The sequence below is a fragment of the Rhizobium leguminosarum bv. viciae genome (assembly GCF_012276115.1).
Classification (GTDB): Bacteria; Pseudomonadota; Alphaproteobacteria; order Rhizobiales; family Rhizobiaceae; genus Rhizobium; species Rhizobium leguminosarum_T.
The window spans coordinates 108,136-131,369 of the sequence record NZ_WIEU01000003.1; the positions used below are offsets into that span (position 1 = coordinate 108,136).

17 protein-coding genes are annotated in these 23,234 nt (G+C 62.4%); 6 read left to right on the forward strand and 11 right to left on the reverse strand.

The genetic code is table 11. The features are described 5' to 3' along the window. From GFM02_RS06405 to GFM02_RS06415, 3 genes are all read left to right on the forward strand, one after another. Positions 1-258 (forward strand): YMGG-like glycine zipper-containing protein, encoded by a 258-nt coding sequence (locus GFM02_RS06405; RefSeq protein WP_011653762.1) that lies wholly within the window; start codon positions 1-3, stop codon positions 256-258. 169 nt (positions 259-427) lie between these two features. Next, a complete protein-coding gene (locus tag GFM02_RS06410) occupies positions 428-2,356 on the forward strand; it encodes an autotransporter assembly complex protein TamA (protein ID WP_205930202.1) in 1,929 nt (642 codons plus the stop codon). Between the two features lie 66 nt (positions 2,357-2,422). Next, positions 2,423-8,524, forward strand: a complete 6,102-nt coding sequence (locus GFM02_RS06415) for a translocation/assembly module TamB domain-containing protein (protein ID WP_168321175.1) — start codon at positions 2,423-2,425, stop codon at positions 8,522-8,524. Between the two features lie 60 nt (positions 8,525-8,584). On the opposite strand, the gene GFM02_RS06420 is transcribed toward GFM02_RS06415, so the two are convergent. Continuing rightward, positions 8,585-9,022, reverse strand: a complete 438-nt coding sequence (locus GFM02_RS06420) for an Lrp/AsnC family transcriptional regulator (RefSeq protein ID WP_011653765.1) — start codon at positions 9,020-9,022, stop codon at positions 8,585-8,587. Positions 9,023-9,146: 124 nt separating this feature from the next. Between GFM02_RS06420 and rocF the strand changes: the two genes are divergently transcribed. The 3 genes from rocF to GFM02_RS06435 all read left to right on the forward strand — a co-directional run bounded on the left by rocF (position 9,147) and on the right by GFM02_RS06435 (position 12,180). Then, entirely contained in the window at positions 9,147-10,082 is a 936-nt protein-coding gene (gene rocF, locus GFM02_RS06425) for an arginase (protein WP_168321176.1), read from the forward strand. Between the two features lie 125 nt (positions 10,083-10,207). Next, positions 10,208-11,407 carry an ornithine--oxo-acid transaminase gene (gene rocD / locus GFM02_RS06430; RefSeq protein WP_168321177.1) on the forward strand — a complete coding sequence of 400 codons (1,200 nt, stop codon included), beginning with the start codon at positions 10,208-10,210 and terminating at the stop codon, positions 11,405-11,407. Between the two features lie 296 nt (positions 11,408-11,703). Beyond that, positions 11,704-12,180: a chemotaxis protein CheW gene (locus GFM02_RS06435; RefSeq protein ID WP_003543427.1), complete on the forward strand. Its 477-nt coding sequence runs from the start codon at positions 11,704-11,706 to the stop codon at positions 12,178-12,180. A gap of 150 nt (positions 12,181-12,330) precedes the next feature. Here GFM02_RS06435 and GFM02_RS06440 read toward each other — a convergent pair whose 3' ends face one another. From GFM02_RS06440 to soxR, 10 genes are all read right to left on the reverse strand, one after another. Beyond that, positions 12,331-13,989 carry an OFA family MFS transporter gene (locus GFM02_RS06440; protein WP_168321178.1) on the reverse strand — a complete coding sequence of 553 codons (1,659 nt, stop codon included), beginning with the start codon at positions 13,987-13,989 and terminating at the stop codon, positions 12,331-12,333. Between the two features lie 105 nt (positions 13,990-14,094). Beyond that, entirely contained in the window at positions 14,095-14,340 is a 246-nt protein-coding gene (locus GFM02_RS06445; protein ID WP_012759231.1) for a formate dehydrogenase subunit delta, read from the reverse strand. After that, positions 14,330-15,154: a formate dehydrogenase accessory sulfurtransferase FdhD gene (gene fdhD, locus GFM02_RS06450; protein WP_168321179.1), complete on the reverse strand. Its 825-nt coding sequence runs from the start codon at positions 15,152-15,154 to the stop codon at positions 14,330-14,332. The genes GFM02_RS06445 and fdhD overlap by 11 nt, the downstream gene beginning before the upstream one ends. A 37-nt stretch (positions 15,155-15,191) precedes the next feature. After that, on the reverse strand, positions 15,192-18,071 hold the full coding sequence (gene fdhF, locus GFM02_RS06455) for a formate dehydrogenase subunit alpha (RefSeq protein WP_168321180.1): 2,880 nt from the start codon (positions 18,069-18,071) through the stop codon (positions 15,192-15,194). A gap of 57 nt (positions 18,072-18,128) precedes the next feature. Further along, a complete protein-coding gene (locus tag GFM02_RS06460; RefSeq protein WP_168321181.1) occupies positions 18,129-19,685 on the reverse strand; it encodes a formate dehydrogenase beta subunit in 1,557 nt (518 codons plus the stop codon). Beyond that, a complete protein-coding gene (locus GFM02_RS06465) occupies positions 19,682-20,161 on the reverse strand; it encodes a formate dehydrogenase subunit gamma (RefSeq protein ID WP_018069026.1) in 480 nt (159 codons plus the stop codon). Before GFM02_RS06465 ends, GFM02_RS06460 begins: the two co-directional genes overlap by 4 nt. Before the next feature lie 135 nt (positions 20,162-20,296). Next, complete coding sequence (locus GFM02_RS06470; protein WP_020051954.1) at positions 20,297-21,190, reverse strand: LysR family transcriptional regulator; 894 nt, start codon at positions 21,188-21,190, stop codon at positions 20,297-20,299. A 191-nt stretch (positions 21,191-21,381) separates the two neighbouring features. Then, complete coding sequence (locus tag GFM02_RS06475) at positions 21,382-21,723, reverse strand: ArsR/SmtB family transcription factor (protein WP_168321379.1); 342 nt, start codon at positions 21,721-21,723, stop codon at positions 21,382-21,384. A 103-nt stretch (positions 21,724-21,826) separates the two neighbouring features. Further along, on the reverse strand, positions 21,827-22,597 hold the full coding sequence (locus tag GFM02_RS06480) for an SDR family NAD(P)-dependent oxidoreductase (RefSeq protein WP_026265485.1): 771 nt from the start codon (positions 22,595-22,597) through the stop codon (positions 21,827-21,829). A gap of 112 nt (positions 22,598-22,709) precedes the next feature. Continuing rightward, positions 22,710-23,174 (reverse strand): redox-sensitive transcriptional activator SoxR, encoded by a 465-nt coding sequence (gene soxR / locus GFM02_RS06485; RefSeq protein WP_168321182.1) that lies wholly within the window; start codon positions 23,172-23,174, stop codon positions 22,710-22,712. Between the last annotated feature and the right edge of the window lie 60 nt (positions 23,175-23,234).

Consider the following 23,234-nt stretch of genomic DNA (forward strand, 5'->3'; position numbering starts at 1 on the left):
ATGAAGAAAGTTGCCATACTCGCATTGATCGGCCTGTCGATCGCAAGCTGCACGCCGACGCAGCAGGGCGCCGGCATCGGTGCTGCATCAGGTGCCGTCATCGGCGGCGTCGTCACCGGCGACGTCCGTGGCGCGGCAGTCGGCGCCGCTATCGGCGGCGTGTCCGGCGCCCTCATCGGCAGCGTCGCCGAACAGCCCGGCCAGTGCTACTATCGCGACCGCTACGGCCGCCGCTATATCGACAGTTGCCCGCGCTGAGAACGTTCAGGAACCGGCAGATTCAGGAAATCCCGGACACAGTTCCGGGATTTTTTGTGCTAAATTAGCGCGTTGGCAATTTAAAATGGTACACCCCGCGCGATTTTGTCGCTAAGCTATTCATGGCTGGGCAACGAAGCTTCAATGTAGACACAACCAAAAGCGGCGGATGCGGATTAGAGGGACAAGTCCGAAAACAGGTATTGCGTATCGGCGAACAGGCACCATGATGGTGGTCGCAGCGGCAGCTGCGTTCTCACCGGTCCTGATCGGCGACGCTTACGCCTTCAAGCTTTTCGGCATCACCATTTTCGGCAAAGAGGAAGACGAAGGCGAACAGGTGCCCGATCCGGTGCGCTACCAGGTCGACCTCAAAGCCGATACCGCCGATCCCGACCTGAAAGAAGCGCTGGAAAACAGTTCCCGTCTCGTCAGCGACCAGAAGCTGCCGGTGTCCGGCGATCTCGGCATCGTCGTCAAGGCGCGCGACGACCGGGAGCGGCTGATCGCCACTCTGTATGAAAAGGCCCGTTATGGTGGCCTGGTGACGATCACCATCGACGGCAAGAATATCGACGACCTGCCGCCCAATCCGACATTCGACCGGTCCGGGCCGATCCCCGTCACCGTCGCCATTGCGCCGGGCCCAGTTTTCAAGGTCAGGGAGGTCCAGTTCGGCGGCGATGCCGCAAACCATAATCCCGCCGATTACGAGCTCTCCCCGGGCGCTGAGGCCGGCTCGCTCGCGATCATCAGGGCCGGCGACAGAATAGTCGAACAATTGAAGAGCGAAGGCCGACCCTTCGCCAAGTTGACCGAACGCAAGGTGGTCGCCGATCACAATAGCGATACCGTCGATATCGTGCTTTCCGCTGAGGGCGGCCCCATCGCTCCGATCGGCGATGTCGGCGTCACCGGCGAGAAGACCGTCAAGCCAGCATTCATCCAGCGTTATTCCCGGCTGAACAAGGGCGAAGCCTATTCCCCGGAAACGCTGAAGAAAGCCGGTGAGCGGCTTCGCGCCCTCGGCGTCTTTTCGAGCGTCACCATTCACGAAGGAGATGCATTGGCATCGGACGGCACCTTGCCGATGACGATCGAAGTTTCCGAGGGCAAGAGGCGCTACTTCGGCGTCGGCGCGCAATATTCCACCACCGACGGCTTCGGTGTCCAGGGCTATTGGGGCCACCGCAACCTTTTTGGCGAAGCAGAAACCCTGAGGATCGAGGGATCGGTCTCGCGGCTTGGCGAAACGACCGACGTCGGCAGCCTCGACTATTCCGCCGGCATCCTCTTCACCAAGCCCGGCGCCTTCTTCCCTGCCGCCACCCTGAAGGCCGGCATCGTCGCCAAGACCGAAAATCCGGATGCCTATAACGCGACGCTCGTCACCGCCTCGCTCGGCCTTTCCTACGAACTGACCGACCGGGACACGATCTCCGCGAGCGGCGACGTCAGCTGGGAGCGCGACGATGACGCCTTCGGCACGAACGACTACCTGACCTTCACCCTGCCGATCCAATATGATCGCGACGCACGCGACGACAAGTTCAACCCGACGGAAGGTTATCGTGCGACGCTCGCGGCAAAGCCCGGTTACGAGATCTTCAACGCCACGCCCTATGCGGCATTCGAGGGCTCGATCTCCGGCTATTTGCCATTCGGCCAGGAAGACGGGCTGGTGCTTGCCGGCAAGGTTGCAGCCGGCGTCCTGATCGGCGGCGACAGCATTGGGGACATTCCCGCCACGCAGCGCTTCTTTGCCGGCGGCGGCGGCTCCGTGCGCGGATACAGCTATCAGGAAATCTCGCCCTATAACGACAATGGCGATCCCACCGGCGGCCGCTCCTATGTGACCGGTTCGCTGGAGGCCCGCATCAAGATCACCGATACGATTGGCATCGTGCCCTTCATCGATGTCGGCACCGTATCGGACAGCACCTTTCCGGGTTTTTCCGATATCCGCGCCGGCGCCGGCGCCGGAATACGATATGCAACGCCTTTCGGCCCGCTGCGGCTTGATTTTGCCATGCCGCTGAACAAGTACGAAGATGGCACAGATTACGGAATCTACGCCGGCATCGGCCAATCCTTCTAGGATTGCCGATCCGCTCGTGTTTTCCAATCTGTGGGCCGTCATGAAAACGGGGTAGTGTCCGCGCTGATGCAAACGCTGACAAGAATCGTCAACTGGATCGTACGGCTCACCGGCTATGTCGTCGGCGCCACGTTGATTCTCGCGGTCGTAGCACTGGCGATCTTCGGCTTCACCAGTTTTGGCGCCCGCATCGTCACCGAAAGGATAGCCTCGACGCTGTCCAACCGCGACATGACGATCGAGGTTCGCGAACCGCAAGGCCTTTTGACCGGCGGGCTTCGCGCCGCCGAGATCTCCCTCTCCGACACCAGGGGTATCTTTGCGGAAATTCATGGCGTCGCGATCGACTGGAATCCGCTTGCGCTGCTGACCGGAACCTTCCATGCCAAACGCTTCGAGATCGAAGCGATCAACGTGCTGCGCAAGCCGGTACGCACCCTGCCCTCGCGGCCCGAGGCTGAAAATTCCGGCGGATTCAGCCTTCCGATCAAAGTTGATGTAGACCGCATCGCGCTGCCCGATATCAAACTTGCCGCACCACTTGCCGGCCGCGCCTTTGCGCTCGCCGCCGAAGGCAGCCTTTCGGCAAACGGCGATGGCGGCGAGGCCGTTGTCAATGTCAGCCGTCACTCGGTTCCGGATGCGCGGCTTGCCGTCGACATCGCTTTTGCGCCAGCCGAAAACCGGCTGCGGCTGAAGGCACAGCTGTCCGAGCCGAAGGGCGGACTGCTGGCGGGCTTTCTCGGCCTGCCGGACAGCCCGGCCGTCAACATCGATCTCGACGGACAGGGGCCGATATCCGATTGGAAAGGCAAAGTGCAGGCCGCCCTCGACGGGCAGCAGCGCGCCGCAATCGAGACCCGGCATCAGATCACGGCAGACGGGCTGCACCACCTCGACCTCAAGGGCGGCGGTGACCTGAGTTCGCTGCTTCCATCGGCATTCCGGCCGCTTTTTGCCGGCCAGACCAATATCGATCTTGCCACCACTTTCGACAATCACGGCAAGATCGATATCCAGACCGGCAATATCGCCACCGGCAGCGTGGTGATCGCCGCCTCGGGCACCCTCGATCCCGCCGGCAACAACAGCCTGAACGCCAATCTGCTCGGCACGTCAGGGCCTGTCGATTTCCGCTGGCCACTCGCCGAAGGCGAAGCGCGCTTCCTTATATCAGGCCTCAACCTGGCGCTCACAGGCGATGCACAGGCCGCCCGACTGAACGTCAGCGGCTCGCTCGACACCGCAACCCTGCCGCAGGCCAATATCGGCAATATCAAGCTGACGGCAAAGAGCGACGCCTTCAATCTCGCCGACCGTTCCGGCAGCGTCCAGCTGCGCCTCGTTGCCGGCGACGCGACCTTCCCCGACCCGAACCTCAATCGCGCAGTCCAAGGCCCGGTCACGATCGCCTCGCCCTTGCAGATCTCGCCCTCCGGCATCGGCTTCAACGGCACCACCGTCGAAAGCGCCAATATCAACGGCGGCCTCAACGGCTCCTATCGGCTGACAGACAAAGCGCTGACCGGCAACCTGAAGCTCACCATCGACCCGGCAGCCCTGCCGGCTGCGGCAACAGACAGGTTCGACGGGCCGATCTTGCTCGAGAGCCAGGTGGTCGGCACCATCCCGTCGAAATTCGCGCTGTCCAACCTCGTCCTGAAGTCCGGCACGCTCGAAGCCGCCGGCAACGTCGCGCTCGACGGCGGGATCTTGAACGCCGATCTCTCCGGCCGGTTGCCTGACATCGGCAAGCTCATCCCCGGGGCCAGCGGCGGGGCGGGTTATGCGTTGAGAGTGGGGGGTGAGCTCCCGGCGATCTCCGTCACGGCCAATCTCAAGGCGCCCAGCCTTGAAATGGCCGACCGCGTGCTCGGCAACCTCAATATCGACCTGTCGGGTCTCGCCGATCCCAAGGCCCCGCAGGGCAGGATCGCCGCCACCGGCACGATCGACGGCCAGCCGATCGGCATCAACGGCGACATCCGCTCGCAGGACGGCAAGACGAGCATTCCGGCGCTGACCGCCGATATCGGCGACAACCGGCTGACCGGCAATGTGGAATTCTCGTCCTCCCTTGAGCCGACAGGCGCGCTGAGCTTCGATTTCCCCAATATCGGCCTGCTCGCCGCACTCGGCGGACAGAAGGCCGACGGCGATCTCAAGGGTTCGCTCGGCGTCAGCAGCGATGGCGGCAGGATTGCGCTCAAGCTGCTTGCGACCGGCGGCTCGATCCGCCGTGATACGCTTGCGATCGTCAAGCCGGATATCGATGTCACGGTCAGCGATCTCAAAGCCCTTGCGGCAAACGGCACGGTCAAGGCCGAGGAGGTGAGCGTCGGAACGAACAGGCTCGCCGGCCTTTCGCTCGATTTTACCAAGCAGCAAGACCACACCGATTTCGATCTCGATGCTGCCTATGACGGCAATCCCGTGCTGGCCGCCGGCAATATCGAAGCGGCCGGCGGCACGATGCACCTGAACCTCGATCGCTTCTCGGCAAGCCCCCGCAATATCCCGATCGAGCTTGCCGCACCGACGCAGGTCGCCATCGGCGGCGGTGCCGCCAGCCTGAACGGACTGACGCTGAAGACCGGCGCCGGTTCGGTGACCGTCACCGGTTCCGCCGGCGAAACGCTGAAGATCGATGCAGACATCCGCGAGCTGCCGGCAGCGCTTGCCAACGGTTTCGTGCCAAACCTGTCAGCCGGCGGCACGATCTCCGGAACCGTTGCCGTGACCGGAACGCCGGCAGCACCCGTCGCTAACTTCAAGCTCGACTGGAAAGATGCGACGACGGGCCAGACCAAGGGGGCGGGTCTGGCACCGCTCGGCATCACCGCCGGCGGCAAATTCGCCGACAACAAGCTCGATTTCGACACGACGGTCGGCAGCAATGACGGTCTGTCGCTCAAGGCTGCCGGCAATGTCGCGCTCGCCGACCCGAAGGCACCGGTGCTTGATGTCGACGCCGATATCCTCAATCTGCCTGCCCGCATCGCCAACGGTTTCGTTCCCGATCTCGCCGCCGAAGGCGCGATCTCAGGAACGGTCTCGGCCAGCGGCTCTCTTTCCGCCCCGACCGCCAATTTCGATCTGAATTGGAAGAATGCCGCGACGAGCCACACGAAACGTGCCGGCCTTGCCGCGCTCGGCGTGACAGCATCGGGAAAACTTGCAGATAACAAGCTCGATTTCGACACGAGGATCGTCGGTGCCAACAGCCTATCGCTGACGGCAAACGGCAATGCCGCCATCACGGGCACGATGCTCGGCAACGTCGCGGTCGACGCCGCACTGGCGAATGTTCCGGCAAAGATAGCAAACAGCTTCGTTCCCGATCTCGCCGCCGAAGGCGCGATCTCCGGAAAGATCTCGGCCGCCGGGTCGCTTTCCGCTCCGACCGCCAATTTCGATCTCAATTGGAAAGATGCTGCGACGAGCCACACGAAACGTGCCGGCCTTGCCGCGCTCGGCATGACCGCATCGGGAAAATTTGCCGAAAACAAGCTTGATTTCAATGCGGCAGTCAGTGGCGATAAAGACCTCTCGCTGAAGGCCATGGGCAATGTCGCATTGGCCGGCACGACGATCGACAGCATCAAGGTCGATGCCGAGATCGCCAAGCTTCCGGCCAGTCTCGCAAATGCCTTCGTTCCCGATCTGGCGGCCGACGGCACGATATCAGGCACCATGTCCGCCGCCGGCACACCCGCCGCACCGAGAGCCGACTTCAAGCTCGATTGGACGGATGCTGCGACCAGTCAGACCCGAAGCGCTCATCTCTCGGGCCTGGCACTTGCCGCATCGGGACGCTTTGCCGACAACCGGCTCGATTTCGATGCCAATCTCGGCGGCCAGGGCGGCCTTTCGCTGAAGGCCGCCGGCAACGTCGCGATTTCAGGCACGTCGGTCCGCAATCTTGACGTCAAGGCCAATCTCGCCAACCTTCCGGCAGGCCTCGCCAACGGCTTCGTCCCGGGTCTTGCCGCCGAAGGCACCGTCTCGGGAACGGCATCCGCTTCTGGCGCGCTTCCGAAGCCGGCGGTCGATTTCAAGCTCGACTGGAAGAACGCCGCGACCGCCCAGACCAAGAGCAGCGGCCTTTCGGGCCTGAGTGCTGCGGCCTCCGGCAAGTTTGTCAATGACAGGGTCGATTTCGACGCCAATCTCGCCGGCAAGGACGGCGTGCTGGCCAAGGCGACGGGTGGCGTGACGATCGCGGGAACGACCATCCGGGACCTTTCGATCAATGCCGATATTCCGGCGTTGCCGGCAAATATCGCAAATGCCTTCGTTCCTGGTCTCGGCGCCGAAGGCACGCTTTCGGCAAACGCCGTGACGTCGGGAACCCCGGCAAATCCGATCGTCGATTTCAAGCTCGACTGGAAGGACGCCGCGACCAGCCACACCAAGGCTGCCGGCCTGGCCCGCCTCACGCTGGCGGCGACCGGGAAATACGCCGGTGACAGGCTGGATTTCGATGCCGACCTCAGCGGCAGCGGCGGCATTTCGCTGAAAGCCGCCGGTAATCTTTCCATCGCAGGCACAACGATCCGATCGATCGACGTCACGGCGAACGCCGCCAATGTTCCGGCTGCCATCGCCAACGGCTTTGTTCCGGGTATCGGAGCCGAAGGCACGATCTCCGCGACGGCCAAAGCGACTGGCGCGCTGTCCTCGCCCGTCGTCGACTTCAAGGTCGACTGGAAGAACGCCGCGACGAGCCAGACGAAAGGCGCCGGTCTTTCGCCACTCAGCATCGGAGCATCGGGCAAGCTTGCCGGCAACAGGCTGACGGTGGACACCAGCCTTGCCGGTGACGCCGGCATGTCGCTGAAGGGCGGCGGTAGCGTGGTGATATCAGGCAACCGCGCCATCGACATGCGCTTCAATGGCAATGTTCCCTTCGCCGTGCTTGGCGCCCCGCTCGCACAGCAAGGCTTCGTCGCCGATGGCGTCGCCAACGTCAATCTTGAGATTGGCGGAACGGCCGCGGCACCCGTCATCAATGGCACTGTCTCGACCAATGGCGCAAAGCTGGTCGACGTCCGGCGCAATCTGGCCGTCAACAATCTGACGGCGACCGTGACCTTCAATGGCAACCAGGCCGTGATATCGCGCCTCAGCGGCAGCCTTGGCGGCGGCGGCACGATTTCTGTGAGCGGCACCATCGGCATTCAGCCGGCCGGAGGCTTTCCCGCCGACATTTCGATCAAACTCGACAAGGCGGTCTATGTCGATGGAACCCTTGTCGTCTCGACCGTCAACGGCACACTCGGCCTGCGCGGACCGATCGCCAATGCGACGCTGAGCGGCAAGCTGCGGCTCGACAAGACCTCGATCACAGTCCCGGAAAAACTGCCGACCTCGCTGAGAGAAATCGACATCCGCCACAAGAATGCACCGCGCGCGGTGCTTGCGCAGTTGCGCGATGACGGCGAGCGTAAACCCGGCGAGAAATCCTCGGTGATCACGCTGGATCTCGAAATCGACGCACCCTCGCATATCTTCGTGCGCGGCCGCGGCATCGACGCCGAGCTTGGCGGCCGCGTGACGATCCGCGGAACGGCGGCAGCACCGATCGTGACCGGCGGTTTCACCATGCGCCGAGGCCGGCTGACCATTCTCAACCGCCGCCTGGATTTTTCCGACAAGAGCAGAATCACCTTTGCCGGCGACCTGACGCCGGCGCTCGATATGGAAGCGACCTCGTCCTCCGGCACGACGACGCTGACCGTCGACGTCGCGGGCCTCGCCACCGATCCCGCGATTACTTTCTCTTCCTCGCCCGAACTGCCGCAGGACGAGGTGCTGGCGCAGCTGATCTTCGGCCAGTCGATGTCGAAGCTCTCGCCGGTGCAGATCGCCCAGCTCGCCGACGCCGTCAGTCAGCTGGCCGGCAACCGCTCGACATCGCTGTTCGAAGGCCTGCGCAACCAGCTCGGCGTCGACGATTTCGACGTCAGCACCGACTCCAAGGGCCAGACGAGCGTCAGCGTCGGCCGCTATCTCAACGATCGCACCTATTTCGAATTGCAGCAGGGTGGTTCGGCCGGCGCCAAGGCGGTGATCAACCTCGATGTCGGCCGTGGCGTCAAGCTGCGCGGGGGGGCCGGTGGCAACGGTGAGGGCGAAGCCGGCATTGTCTACGAACGGGAATACTGATCCATATCGCCCGAAGCTGTGCAGCAGTTTGCGGACAGCATGCACAAGCTTTAAGCCGGTTTAGAAACCGGTTTTGCTGGTCTTGAGAAGGATGTTGGTCTCGGTCGAATTGATGCCGTTGATCAGCCGGATGCGGCGCAGCGTCTCATCGAAGGCGGCAAGGTCGCGGTCCTCGAGTTCGGCGACGAAATCCCATTTGCCATTGGTGCTGTGAAGCGCGCGCACCTGCGGCAGGCCCCTCAACTGATCGGCCACCCTGTCGGCGAGCTTGCCGAGCACCTCGATCATCACGATGGCGCGCACGCCGGCGGAGCGCGTCTCATGGCCGGTGCGGATGGTGAAGCCGACGATGGTGCCGCTGGCCACCAGCCGGTCGATACGGGTGGCAACCGTTGCCCGCGATGCGCCGGTCATCGCCGCAAGCGAGGAGACGGAAATCCGGGCGTTATGGCGAAGTGCACTCAAAAGTTCGGTGTCGAGATCGTCCACGCTGATCACTTTGTCAAAAGTGGTTTATCAATCTGCGCAATCATAATCCATTTCTGACACTTTTCCATCTTTTTGCCGCCAGCCCTTTATTCCACTATCGGTCGAAACAGGCCTCAACACGGAGCCCTCCAAAATGAATGCGCAATCGCGATCTGTCACCCTCATCGGCGCGCCGCTGGAAGAAGGCTCCGGCCGCAGAGGGGCTGCCATGGGCCCCGCGGCCCTGCGCATTGCCGGCGTCGACCAGACGCTGATCGAGCTTGGCCATGACGTCGCCGATATGGGCGATCTCAGGATCGCGCCGGCGATGGACCTGCCGAACCATCCGAAAGCCCATAATCTGAGGATCGTCGGCGCCTTCACGCGCGCGCTCGAAAGCAGCGTCCACGAGGTGGCCGCCTCCGGCCGTTTTCCACTGATTCTCGGCGGTGACCACAGCCTTTCCATGGGCAGCGTCTCCGGCATGGCGCGGTATGCCGCCAGCAAAGATCGCCCGCTCTTCGTGCTCTGGCTCGATGCCCATGCCGATTTCAACTCTCCGGCCACGTCGCCCTCCGGCAACATCCACGGCATGCCGGTCGCCTTCTTCTGCGGCGAGGCCGAGTTCGCCGAGATCCTGCCGAAGGACCGTCCGTTCGTCGATCCGAAGAATGTCTTCCAGGTCGGCATCCGTTCTGTCGATGCGCGCGAGCGTGAGGAAATCCACGAACACGGCGTCAACGTCTTCGACATGCGCGCGATCGACGAGCAGGGCATCGGCGCCATCATGCGTGAGATCCTCGATGTCGTCACCAAGGCGAACGGCCTGCTGCATGTCAGCCTCGATCTCGATTTCCTCGATCCTGAGATTGCGCCGGGCGTCGGCACGACGGTGCCTGGCGGTGCGACCTTTCGCGAGGCGCATCTGGTCATGGAAATGCTTTCGGACAGCGGCCTCGTCTCATCGCTCGATCTCGTCGAGCTCAATCCGTTTCTAGACGATCGCGGCAAGAGCGCCCGCATCCTGGTGGAGCTGACGGCAAGCCTCTTCGGCCGCCGCATCTTCGATCGTCCGACACGCGCCGCCTAGAACAGGATGATTTTAGGCCGGGACGGCCTAAAATCTGAATCCTGTTCTCAATTAAAGAGTGAGAGCATGATGTCGCCCGAAAACCGCTCACGGTTTTCGGCGTCATCTCCAGAGGGAGAACGGCCATGAACACTTCGGAAAAACTGATCGCCACGGAACAACGGCTCGGCGCCCATAACTACAAGCCGCTCGACGTGGTGCTGACGCGTGGCGAAGGTGTTTATGTCTGGGATACCGACGGCAATCGTTATCTCGATTGCCTCTCGGCCTATTCCGCCGTCAACCAGGGCCATTGCCATCCGAAAATCCTCGCCGCCATGGTTGAGCAGGCGGGCAGGCTGACGCTCACCTCCCGCGCCTTCCGCAACGATCAGCTCGCCTATCTCTACGAAGAGCTCGCGGCTCTTACCGGCTCGCACAAGATCCTGCCGATGAATTCCGGCGCCGAAGCGGTGGAGACCGCCATCAAGGCGGTGCGCAAATGGGGCTACGAGGTCAAGGGCGTGCCGGAGGGCAAGGCGGAGATCATCGTCTGCGCCGATAATTTCCATGGCCGGACGCTGAGCATCATCAGCTTCTCGACAGATCCCGATGCCCGCAGCGGCTTCGGCCCCTACACGTCAGGTTTCCGTATCATTCCCTTCGGCGATGCCGAGGCTTTCGCCGCCGCAATCAATGCCAATACCGTGGCCGCCCTGATCGAGCCGATCCAGGGGGAAGCCGGCGTCATCATCCCGCCGGCGGGCTATTTCACCCGCATCCGCGAGCTTTGCACGGCAAACAACGTCACCCTCATCCTCGACGAAATCCAGACCGGCCTCGGCCGTACCGGCAAGCTGCTGGCCGAGGAGCACGAAGGCATCGAGGCCGACGTGACGCTGATCGGCAAGGCGCTGTCCGGCGGCTTCTATCCAGTGTCGGCCGTGCTTTCGAATTCCGAAGTTCTGGGAGTGCTGAAGCCCGGTCAGCACGGCTCGACCTTCGGCGGCAATCCACTCGCCTGCGCAGTGGCGCGCGCAGCACTCAAGGTGCTGACGGAAGAGGGCATGATCGAGAATGCCGCTGTTATGGGCGACTACTTCATCGAAGGCCTCAGGTCGATCCGCTCGAACATCGTCAGGGACGTGCGCGGCCGCGGCCTGATGATGGCCATCGAGCTGGAACCCGAAGCCGGCGGCGCACGGCAATATTGCCATGCGCTGAAGGAGCGCGGCCTTCTCGCCAAGGACACCCACGAGCACACGATTCGCCTTGCTCCACCACTGGTCATCACCAAGGAGCAGGTGGATTGGGCGGTTTCGCAGATTGAAAAGACGATAGGCTGAGTAAATCGGCGCAATTCTTCTTCACGATCTCGAAGAAGCCTGGAAGATCCTGAATGCCAGCGATCGGCTGAAAGAGCTCGACAGCAAAACCGCCTGGTTTTCATCAGAGATTAAAAACCTTGGCGATCTCGTCGCCCAATTTAGATTTGGGCAACACTCTTTCGCTAAAGTCATCGATAACCGTAACGATGCTTCGCCGAGCGCAAAGCCATCGCGTGGTATGAAGGCAAAGCTTGTCCGCGCCAATGGTGGCGCATCCGCTTCTGCCCTGGCTTCGACAGTTGGGAAGAATTCTAATGGCCACGATCAATTCGACTAACTTCAGCGGCGATACGCTCGAAATTATTGCCTTCCGCCTGCATGATCAGGAATTCTGCGTCAAGACCACGACCATCCGCGAAATCCGCGGCTGGGCGCCGTCGACGCCGATCCCGCATGCACCGGCCGATGTCATCGGTGTCATGAACCTGCGCGGCTCGGTGATCCCGATCATCGATCTTGCTTTCAAGCTCGGTATGAAGAGCACGGTCGCCAATGAGCGCAGCGCCATTGTCGTCGCCGAAGTTCACAGCATGGTCATTGGGATGTTGGTCGACCGCGTCTCGGATATCCTCACCATCTCCTCCAGCCAGGTTCAGCCGGTGCCTGAAGTGACCGCCTCCTTCGACCGGGCCTATTGCGAAGGCATCATCGCCTCGGAAAATGGCATGATCTGCTTCCTGAACCTTGCCAAGATGTTCAAGGAAAACGAAACGGACGAACTGGCCGCCTGATCCGGCCAATATAATCTGGACATTTGCACAATTCGGATATTCGAAAACCGCCCGGCAACGGGCGGTTTTTTATTGCGGAACAAGCAGCAGGCTGCAGGAAAACGGCAGCCTCACTGGATTGGTTGTGCCGCCGCGAGGCGGCACTTTTGCTCACCCAAACAGCGCGAAAGTCGCCCTCAGCGTCACCCAGACACCCCACAGCAGCGGAATGCCGACGACGGCCCAGGCAAGCATCGCCTTGGCGTCCAGCCCGCCTGTGCCGATGCCGAAGGAACCGGTCGGCCCGGCATTGACGGCTGCCGACTTCGCCTGCAGCGCGGCGACCTCGTCATCCGACATGAACCATTTGTCCGAAAGCGGCCTGATCAGCGCATTGGCGATAAGCCCGAGCGCCAGCATGCCGGCGAGGATATACATGGTGCCGGTATAGAGGGTTGGCCCGGGTGCAACGCCGGCGGCGATCTGTGCTTCGCGGATATAGTTGACGACGACGGGACCGACGATGCCTGCCGTTGCCCAGGCCGTCAGCAGCCGGCCGTGGATGGCGCCGACGAACTGCGTACCGAAAATATCGGCAAGATAGGCCGGGATCGTCGCAAAGCCGCCGCCGTACATCGACAGGATGATGCCGAAAGAGAGAACGAACAGCGCCTTGTTGCCCATGCCTGCGAAAGTGGGCGCCAGCGCATAGAGCACGATGCCGAGGACGAAGAAGCAATAATAGGTATTCTTGCGGCCGATCTTGTCGGACAGCGACGCCCAGAAGAACCGCCCGCCGATATTGAAGAGCGACAGCAAACCGGCGAAACCGGCGGCGATCGTGGCGATCGATGCCTTCTGCCCGGCATCGAGCTGGGCGAAGCCGACATCCGGCAGGCCGATCAGCGAACCGGCGAAGATTTCCTGCAGCATCGGCGAGGCCATGCCGATAACGCCGATACCGGCCGAAACGTTGAGGCAAAGCACCGCCCAGATCAACCAGAACTGTTTTGTCCTGTGGGCATCGCGCAGGTGCACATGTTTGGTGGTGATCATCGTGCTCTTGGCTGCAGGCGGTGTCCAACCCTCGGGACGCCAGCCGGCCGGCGGAATGCGATAGCCGAAGGCGCCGCCCATCATGAAGACGAAATAGATCACCGCCATGACGATGAAGGTCTGCCAGACGCCGACCGAGGTATCGGTCTTGAAGGTATTCATCAGCAGGTTGGCCAATGGGGCGCCGATCATCGCACCGCCGCCGAAGCCCATGATCGCCATACCGGTCGCCATGCCGCGTCGGTCGGGAAACCATTTGATCAGTGTCGAGACCGGCGAGATGTAACCGAGGCCGAGACCGATGCCGCCGATGACGCCAGCGCCCAGCCACATCATCCAGAGCTGATGCGTGATGACGCCGATCGCGGCAAGAATGATGCCGCCGCACCAGCAGCAGGCGGAAACGACGCCCGCTTTGCGCGGACCGGCCCGCTCGAGCCAGCCGCCCCAGATGGCGGCCGATGAGCCAAGCAGAACGAAGAACAACGTATAGATCCAGCCGAGGTCGGCAACGCGCCAGTCGCAGGTCGTGGTGAACAGCGCCGAGGCGAGTGTCAGATCGGGGCAGGCCGTCGAGGCCGTGATCCCGAGCGACTTGGAAAGCGGCAGCCAGAACACGCTGAAACCATAGGCCATGCCGATGCAGAGATGAATGGCGAGCGCCGCCGGCGGCACCAGCCACCGATTGAACCCGGGCCTTGCGCCGATCCTTTCACGGTCGAGCAGGCCGCCCCCGGCCAACGCCCCGTCTGTACGTGTTCCCGCTGCTGTCATGAACAACTCCTCCTTGATTCAGACCTGGCTTGATTCAGACTTAGAGTGACCGGCATACGCAGGCAGCGTGCTCCTGCCTCCCCTCCCGCATGGGCCGGATGCTGGCTATGGGACCTGGTGTGTCACCGGCTCCGGTTTTCGGATCAGAGGAACGGCCTGAAGCACGAGCGCGTCCAGGCCATTCTCCTCATTCTCCAGAATTTCGAACAATTGCCGCCGCATGCGCGGGTCCCAGAATTTATTGATATGGGTGGCGACCCCCTGCGCAGCCTCGCTTTGCGGCTGGCTCTTGAAGAAGGTGGCGATCTGGTTTGCCATATAGACGAGCTTGGTCTTGGTATCATGCGACATCGGCAATGCTTCCGGGCGAGATGCGGTGCGGGTGGGTGAAAATCTCGAAATCCTCGCCACGCACCAGCGCGACGAGGGTCATGCCGGCTTCTTCGGCCGTGCGGATGGCGAGAGCCGTCGGCGCCGATATGGCGATGAGCACCGGGCTACCGAGGATCGCCGTCTTCTGCACCATCTCGACGGAGAGCCTACTGGTGACGACGACGGCGCCGTCCCCGCCTCTTTCGCTGGCGCCGATGACGGCGCCGCAGAGCTTGTCCAGCGCGTTGTGCCGGCCGACATCTTCGCGCACGGCAATCAGCCCCCTGCCGGGAAGATAGAACCCGGCGCCATGCACCGCCCGCGTCTCACGATGCAGCGGCTGTGCCTCGTTCAGCAGCGAAACGGCCCGCACGATATCCGCATGCGCCAGCGCCAACGGCAATGTCGAAACGTCCGGCACCGGCCGTACCGCCTGTTCGATCGATTCGATGCCGCAGAGCCCGCAGCCGACCGGTCCCGCCATGCTGCGGCGTCGTGCCCGCAGCCGATCGGCGACGTCGTCGACCAGGCTCACCTGCACATCGATCCCCTGCTCGCCCTCGACCACCTCGATGCCTGATATCTCCGCCGGCCCGGTGATGATCCCTTCGGTCAGGCTGAATCCGACGGCAAAATCCGCGAGATCCGCAGGCGTTGCCATCATCACCGCATGCGAACTGCCACCATAGGAAAAGGCGATCGGCACCTCTTCCGGCACGATGCGCGAACCGGCCTGGAGGATGCCGTTGCGGCGGGCGGTTTCGGGCGCACGGGCGGTGACGGTGAAGGTCATGATGCGCGTTCCTGCTTACAGAGCCGCCCTCGCATCGTCACTCCGCAGCCTCGAGCTTGCCGGCGATGCGGCGCGATTGCCGCGCCTGCTCGTCATATTCGAGTTGCCATTCGCTTGGCCCGTTCGAGGGCGAGACCTGCACCGCCGTCACCTTGTATTCCGGGCAGTTCGTCGCCCAGTCGGAGAAATCGGTGGTGATGACGTTCGCCTGCGTCGTGGGATGATGGAAGGTCGTATAGACGACGCCCGGCGCGACGCGATCGGTAATCAGCGCCCTGAGCGTCGTGTCGCCGGAGCGGCTGCCGAGCTTCACCCAGTCGCCGTCGCGAACGCCGCGCTGCTCGGCATCATGCGGATGGATTTCCAGCCGGTCCTCCGCATGCCAGACGACATTCTCGGTCCGCCGTGTCTGCGCCCCGACATTGTACTGGCTGAGGATGCGGCCGGTTGTCAGCAGCAGCGGGAAGCGTGGACCGGTGCGCTCGTCGGTCGCCACATATTCGGTGCGGATGAACTTGCCCTTGCCGCGCACGAAGCCGTTGACATGCATGATCGGCGAGCCGAGCGGGTTCTTCTCGTTGCAGGGCCACTGCACCGAGCCCATTTTGTCGAGATAGTCGTAGGAGACCATTGCGAAACTCGGCGTCGTCGCGGCGATCTCGTCCATGATCTCCGACGGATGGGTGTAATTCCAGTCGAGCCCCATCGCCTGGGCAAGCTTCTGCGTCACTTCCCAGTCGCCATAGCCGTTGCGCGGCGACATCACCTTGCGCACGCGGTTGATGCGGCGCTCGGCATTGGTGAAGGTGCCGTCCTTCTCGAGGAAGGTCGAGCCCGGCAGGAAGACATGGGCGTAATTGGCGGTCTCGTTGAGGAACAGATCCTGCACGACGACGCATTCCATCGCCGCAAGCCCGGCCGCGACATGTTTGGTATCGGGATCGGACTGGAGGATGTCTTCACCCTGGATGTAAATGCCTTTGAAGGAGCCGTCGACTGCTGCATCCAGCATGTTCGGAATACGCAGGCCCGGCTCGTTGTTGAGCTTCACGCCCCAGAGCTTTTCGAAGATATCGCGCGTCGCATCGTCGGAAATGTGCCGGTAGCCCGGCAGTTCGTGCGGGAACGAGCCCATGTCGCAGGAGCCCTGCACATTGTTCTGGCCGCGCAGCGGGTTCACGCCGACCCCGGGACGGCCGATATTGCCGGTCGCCATCGCCAGGTTGGCGATCGCGATGACCGTGGTCGAGCCCTGGCTGTGTTCGGTAACGCCGAGGCCGTAATAGATCGCGCCATTGCCGCCCTTGGCATAGAGCCTTGCCGCGCCGCGCAGATCCGCCGCCGGCACGCCGGTGAAGATCTCGGTCTCTTCGGGACTGTGCTGCGGTTCGGCGACGAAGGCCGCCCAGTCCTCGAACTCCGACCAGTCGCAGCGCTCGCGGATGAACGCCTCGTCAAAGAGCCCTTCGGTGACGATCACATGCGCCAGCGCCGTCATGACCGCGACATTGGTGCCGGGCTTCAGCGGCAGATGATAGGAGGCCTCGATATGCGGCGAGCGGACGATGTCGGTCCGGCGCGGGTCGATGACGATGAGCTTGGCGCCCTGGCGCAACCGCTTCTTTAGCCGCGAGCCGAACACCGGATGCCCGTCGGTCGGATTGGCGCCGATGACGATGACGACGTCGGAATGCTCGACGCTGTCGAAATCCTGCGTGCCCGCCGACGTGCCGAAGGTCTGGCCGAGGCCGTAACCCGTCGGCGAATGGCAGACGCGGGCGCAGGTGTCGACATTGTTGTTGCCGAAACCGGCGCGGATCAGCTTCTGCACCAGATACGTTTCCTCATTGGTGCAACGCGACGAGGTGATGCCGCCAATCGCATCGCGGCCGTATTGATACTGGATGCGGCGGAACTCCAGCGCCACATGCGCGAAGGCCTCGTCCCAGCTCACTTCCCGCCAGGGATCGCTGACCTTTTCGCGGATCATCGGATTGAGGATGCGGTCCTTGTGGGTGGAATAGCCGTAAGCGAAGCGGCCCTTGACGCAGGAATGGCCGCGATTGGCCTGGCCGTCCTTCCACGGCACCATGCGCACCAGCTCCTCGCCGCGCATCTCCGCCTTGAAAGAACAGCCAACGCCGCAATAGGCGCACGTCGTCACGGCCGAGTGTTCCGGCTGGCCGATCTGGATCACCGACTTCTCCGTCAGCGTTGCCGTCGGGCAGGCCTGGACGCAGGCACCGCAGGAGACGCATTCGGAATCGATGAAATGCTCGTGCATGCCGGGCGAAACGCGCGAGCCGAACCCACGGCCCTCGATCGTCAGCGCGAAGGTTCCCTGCACTTCCTCGCAGGCGCGCACGCAGCGCGAACAGACGATGCATTTCGAGGGATCATAGGTGAAATAGGGATTGGATTCGTCCTTCGGCATCCATTTCAGATTGATGTCGCCATTGCTGCGCGCCTTGACGTGGTTGTCGCCCTCATAGCCGTAACGTACATCGCGCAGACCGACGGCGCCCGCCATGTCCTGCAATTCGCAATCGCCGTTGGCCGCGCAGGTGAGACAGTCGAGCGGATGGTCGGAGATATAGAGTTCCATCACGCCGCGGCGGATATCCTTCAATCGCCCCGTCTGCGTGTGCACCACCATGTTTGCCGCCACCGGCGTCGTGCAGGAGGAGGGCGTGCCGTTGCGGCCCTCGATCTCGACGAGGCAGAGCCGGCAGGAGCCGAAAGCATCGACCATATCTGTGGCACAGAGCTTCGGCACCTTGATGCCGGCCTCCATCGAGGCGCGCATGATCGAGGTGCCCTCCGGCACGCTGATCTGCTGTCCATCGATGGTGAGCGTCACCATGGCTTCGGATTTCGAAGCCGGGGTACCGTAGTCGATTTCATGGATGAGAGACATGATGGGTCTCCTTGCTTGAGATGGTGAGGTCAGCGCAGGCGTTCCATGAAAAACGCGTCATTCCGCCGCCTCCACCAGTGGTGCCGGCGAAAAATCCTCCGGGAAATGCGTCATGGCGCTCATCACAGGATAGGGCGTGAACCCACCCAGCGCACAGAGCGAGCCGAACTTCATTGTGTTGCAGAGATCGGCAAGCAGCGCCCGGTTCTTCTCCGGCTCGATGCCGTGAGCGATCTTGTCGGCCGTCTCCACGCCGCGCGTCGAGCCGATGCGGCAGGGCGTGCATTTGCCGCAACTTTCGACGGCGCAGAATTCCATGGCGAAACGCGCCTGCTTCAGCATATCGGCAGTGTCGTCGAAGACGACGATGCCGGCATGGCCGATCAGCCCATCCCTGGCGGCGAAGGATTCGTAATCGAATGGCGTGTCGAACAGCGCCCGCGGGAAATAGGCGCCGAGCGGTCCGCCGACCTGCACGGCCTTGACCGGCCGTCCCGTCACTGTACCGCCACCGATCCTGTCGACGATATCTCCGAGCGAGAGACCGAAGGCGGTCTCATAGAGCCCGCCATATCGGACATTGCCGGCGATCTGCAGCGGAATCGTGCCGCGGGAGCGGCCCATGCCGAAATCCCGATAGAAGGCGGCGCCCTTATCCATGATCACGGGCACGGAGGCGAGCGAGATCACGTTGTTGATGACGGTCGGACAGTTAAACAGCCCCTTATGCGCCGGCAGCGGCGGCTTGGCACGCACGATGCCGCGCTTGCCTTCGAGGCTGTTGAGCAGCGCCGTCTCCTCGCCGCAGACATAGGCGCCGGCGCCGGTGCGCACTTCGATATCGAAGGCGCGGCCAGAGCCGAGCACCGATGGTCCGAGAATGCCGGCCTGGCGCGCAACGCCGACGGCCTCGGTCATGACAGCGATCGCATGCGGATATTCCGAACGCGTATAGACGAAACCCTTGGTCGCCCCGGTCGCGAGCCCTGATATCGCCATGCCCTCGATCAACACGAAGGGATCGCCCTCCATGATCATCCGGTCGGCAAAGGTGCCGCTGTCGCCCTCATCGGCATTGCAGACGATATATTTGCGTTCGCCGGCGGCATCGAGAACGGTCTTCCACTTGATGCCGGTGGGAAAGCCGGCGCCGCCGCGTCCGCGCAGGCCGGAATCGGTGATTTCCTTGACGATATCGACTGGTGTCATCGAGATGGCGCGACGAAGGCCGGCAAGACCGCCATGCGCCTCGTAATCGCCAAGCGAAAGCGGATCGGTGACGCCGCAGCGGGCGAAGGTCAGGCGGGTCTGTTCCTTGAGGAACGGGAGGTCTTCAACCTCCCCGAGACAAAGCCGATGCTCGCCTCCATCAATCATCCCGGCATCGAACAGACCAGGCACATCCTTCGCCTTCACCGACCCGTAGCCGATGCGCTTGCCGGCAACCTCGACCTCGACCAACGGCTCCAGCCAGAACATTCCGCGCGAGCCGTTGCGCACGATCTCGGCATCGAAGCCGCGGGCGGCGATCTCCTGGGCAATCGCCTTTGCCACCTTTTCGGCCCCGAGCGCCAGCGCTGCGGCATCGCGCGGAACATATACCCTGACCGTCATCGGCGTGCCTCCGCGACGAGTTCCGCCGCCGTCTGATCGTCGACCCGGCCATAGACCTCGCCGTCGAGCATCGCCGCCGGCGCACAGGCGCAGAGCCCGAGACAGTAGACCGGCTCCAGCGTCACGCCGCCATCGAGCGTCGTCTGATGAAAATCGATGCCGAGCAGCGCCTTGACGCGTTCGGCCAGCGCATCGCCGCCCATCGACTGACAGGCTTCGGCGCGACAGAGCTTCAGCACATGCCGGCCGGCGGGATGGTCGCGATAATCGTGATAGAAGGTCACCACGCCATGCACCTCGGCGCGGGAGAGGTTCAATTCCTCCGCGATAACGGGCATGGCTTCCTGCGGCACATAGCCGAATTCCTGCTGAACCTCGTGCAGAATGGGAAGCAGCGGCCCTTCGAGAAAGCGAAGATCGGCGACGATGGCTCGGGTGCGCGCTGCAATATCGCCTTCGGCGATATGAATGGTCATAAGGCAGCCCTCCCAGCGGCTTACTCGTTGCGAAATAGCGGGCCTCCCCCAGCCGAGTGCTATTCCGTAACCACCATCTCAGGGAAGCAGCCGGCGATCAATAAAGCTATCTCGTTGCTTGATAGGTTTTTTCTATCAAAGTTCTTCATCTTGCACGAGCACTCTCGCTTCATGCAGCAAGGCCGAGACAAGCGGCGTGAAGGGCTCGCGATAAGGCGCAACAAGGCCGACCAGATGATGCGCCTCCGGCTCAACGATTGGGATCATGCGGATTTCCACTGGAAATCCGAAGGATTTGGCGACGTTGCGCGGCATGATGCTCGCCCAGCGTCCGGTCCTGACATGCGAGAACAGCACGATCATCGAGTTGGATTCGAGTGTCGGATGCGCTGTGGCGCCTGCTTCCGTCAAGTGGCGGTTGATGATCCGGCGGTTCTGCATGTCGGCAGTCAATAGACAAAGCCGAAGGTCGCCGATCTCCCGCCAGGTCACGTTGTCGCGATCGGATAGCGGGCTGCCGGCAGCCGTGATCAGATTATAGCGCTCGGCATAGAGGGGAACGGTCGTAACGCGGCCGAGTGGCTCGTTTTCGAGGTAGGTGACGCCTGCATCGATTTCGAGGTTTTCGAGCATGCTCAGCACCTGCAGCGAATTCCGCGAGACGATCGAGAAGGTCACGCCGGGATGCCGCTCCTGAAAGGGCGTGGTGATGCGCGACAGCATGGCGAGCGCTGTCGGGATGGCGGCGAGGCGGATGTGGCCGGAAAGGCCGCGGCGCGCGGCGCGCATCTCCTCGCGCATGGTGCGGGCATCGCCGACGATGCGCCGGGCCCATTCGAGCACGCGCTGCCCCTCCGGCGTCAGTCCCTGGAACCGCGAACCGCGCTGCACCAGCATGACGCCGAGCTGATCCTCGAGCTGCCGGATGGCCGCCGAAAGTGTCGGCTGCGAGATCCCGCACTCCTCCGCAGCACGGCCAAAATGCTTCTCATTGGCAAGGGCGATGAAGAATTCCAGCTTGTCGATCATCCGGTCTCCCGATCCGGCATGACATCATCCGGGTCAGTTCATCTTTGACGCAGCAGCCGTGCTCCGCAAGGGCGATCTCTAGATCAGGATGATTTTAGGGCCGATCGGCCTAAAATCTGAATCCTGATCTAAATCAAAGAAATAGAGCATGATGTCGTCCGAAAACCGCGCACACTTTTCGGCATCATGCTCTAACTGTTTTCTGCAGCCGGAAAAAGATCGAACAGCGATTCGAGAAAGGCAAGCACGCTGACATTGCCGATGCTGTAATAGACCAGCCTGCCCTGACGGCGCGCATGGACCAGACCTTCGAACCTTAGCCGCGCCAGCTGCTGCGAGACCATTGCCTGCTGGATGCCGAGGATATTTTCGATTTCACCCACCGTTCGCTCCTCGTTCGCCAATATGCAGAGGATCAGAAGTCGGGTCTGGTGCGCTAGCGCTTTCAGCAGATCGCTCGCTTCATGGGCTTTTCCAGCGAGTTTGTGCAATTCCTGGCCGGTCATCCCCGGCTCGGGTTTGGGCAACGGCATTCGGTATCTCGGAAGGGAGGCGATGAGGTAGATCAGCACAATAGCATATTCGCACAAGCGAATTGGCCAAAAGTGATGATCTGTCAAAAAAGGTCCATACAAATCAGCAGATAAGCTGACCGCCATTGATCTCGATCACCTGTCCGGTGATGTAACCCGAGAGCGAGGGAGCCGCCAGGAACAGATAGGTGGGGGCACAGTCCTCCGCCGTGCCGAGCCGCTGCAGGGGGATGGATTTTCTCGTCTGCTCCAGCTTTTCGCGAGAGGAATAGCGCTCATGGAAATCCGTCTCGATCGTTCCCGGCGACACGCAATTGACGCGGATGCCGTCCGGTGCAAGCTCACGGGCAAGCGCCTTGGAATAGGTCGCAACGAAGGCTTTCGAGGCCGAATAGATCGAGGAACCGGGGCTGCCGCCGGTCAGCGCCGAAATCGAAACGGTGTTGACGATGGCAGCACCACCAGCCGCCTTCAATGCCGGCAGCAGCGCCCGCGTCAGCGCCACCACCGATGTCTGGTTGAGCCGCACGACCGCCTCATATTCTGCATCGGTGAGCGTGGCAGCGGGAAAACGACCAAGCATGGTGCCGGCATTGTTGACCAGCACATCGACCTTATCGAAGAAGGCGAGAGTATCCTCGGCAAATTGCGCTGCCCCACCGACTGCAGAGAAATCGGCATTAAGCAGCAGCGCCCGTCTTTCGGATTCAGCCGTCAGCAGGAAATCCGGCAAGTCGCGTCCCGGCTTGCGCCCGGTATGGACGATCGCCTTTGCGCCGCAGTCCAGGAACTGCCGGGCCACTTCGAGGCCGATGCCGCGGCCGGCGCCGGTCACCACTACATTGCGATTTTCGAACAGTCTGGGATGGAACACGAAGCCGTCCTCCTCGCGGACAGTGCCGCCGGTTGTGTCATTCGCCCTTAACATATGAGCCGCGCCGACTGAAAGAAAGGCGCGCATCGATCTTTCCCGGCGAAAACAGGGGTTAGTTTTCGGTCTCCAGAAGCCGCGCGCCCGGCCCCTCCTTGCCGAGCCGGTCGCAGGGATTGCGCAACGGACAGCTTTCGATCGACAGGCAGCCGCAGCCGATGCAGCCGGTCAGACGGTCGCGCAGCAGGCTAAGCCGCCTGATTCGCGCGTCGAGATCATCCTTCCAGCGCGCCGAAAGCGTCTGCCAGTCGGCGACGGTCGGCGTGCGCCCCTGCGGCAAGGACGTGAACGCCGTCTGGATTTCCGAAAGCGGAATGCCGACACGCTGCGCCACCTTGATGATGCCGAGCCGGCGAAGCACATCGCGCCCATAGCGCCGCTGATTGCCGCGGGAGCGGATGCTTGAGATCAGCCCCTTAGTCTCGTAAAAATGCAGCGCCGAGACGGCGAGGCCGCTGCGCTCCGCCACTTCGCCGACCGTCAGGAGCTTGCCGAGCGGCGCTGCCGGAATTGTATCCATGCCTCTTGACCTCAAGATTAGTTGAGGTTTTATAACCCTTGCTCCTGCAATCGTAAAGTC

Bases quoted from the DNA above. Each gene is read 5' to 3' on its own strand.
- GFM02_RS06415 (WP_168321175.1), top strand. From the start codon at position 2,423: ATGCAAACGCTGACAAGAATCGTCAACTGGATCGTACGGCTCACCGGC.
- fdhF (WP_168321180.1), bottom strand. From the start codon at position 18,071: ATGTCTCTCATCCATGAAATCGACTACGGTACCCCGGCTTCGAAATCC.
- GFM02_RS06440 (WP_168321178.1), bottom strand. From the start codon at position 13,989: ATGACAGCAGCGGGAACACGTACAGACGGGGCGTTGGCCGGGGGCGGC.
- GFM02_RS06470 (WP_020051954.1), bottom strand. From the start codon at position 21,190: ATGATCGACAAGCTGGAATTCTTCATCGCCCTTGCCAATGAGAAGCAT.
- fdhD (WP_168321179.1), bottom strand. From the start codon at position 15,154: ATGACCTTCACCGTCACCGCCCGTGCGCCCGAAACCGCCCGCCGCAAC.
- soxR (WP_168321182.1), bottom strand. From the start codon at position 23,174: ATGGATACAATTCCGGCAGCGCCGCTCGGCAAGCTCCTGACGGTCGGC.
- GFM02_RS06475 (WP_168321379.1), bottom strand. From the start codon at position 21,723: ATGCCGTTGCCCAAACCCGAGCCGGGGATGACCGGCCAGGAATTGCAC.
- GFM02_RS06405 (WP_011653762.1), top strand. From the start codon at position 1: ATGAAGAAAGTTGCCATACTCGCATTGATCGGCCTGTCGATCGCAAGC.
- rocF (WP_168321176.1), top strand. From the start codon at position 9,147: ATGAATGCGCAATCGCGATCTGTCACCCTCATCGGCGCGCCGCTGGAA.
- GFM02_RS06460 (WP_168321181.1), bottom strand. From the start codon at position 19,685: ATGACGGTCAGGGTATATGTTCCGCGCGATGCCGCAGCGCTGGCGCTC.
- GFM02_RS06435 (WP_003543427.1), top strand. From the start codon at position 11,704: ATGGCCACGATCAATTCGACTAACTTCAGCGGCGATACGCTCGAAATT.
- GFM02_RS06465 (WP_018069026.1), bottom strand. From the start codon at position 20,161: ATGACCATTCATATCGCCGAAGGCGATATTGCAGCGCGCACCCGAGCC.
- GFM02_RS06410 (WP_205930202.1), top strand. From the start codon at position 428: ATGCGGATTAGAGGGACAAGTCCGAAAACAGGTATTGCGTATCGGCGA.
- GFM02_RS06445 (WP_012759231.1), bottom strand. From the start codon at position 14,340: ATGTCGCATGATACCAAGACCAAGCTCGTCTATATGGCAAACCAGATC.
- rocD (WP_168321177.1), top strand. From the start codon at position 10,208: ATGAACACTTCGGAAAAACTGATCGCCACGGAACAACGGCTCGGCGCC.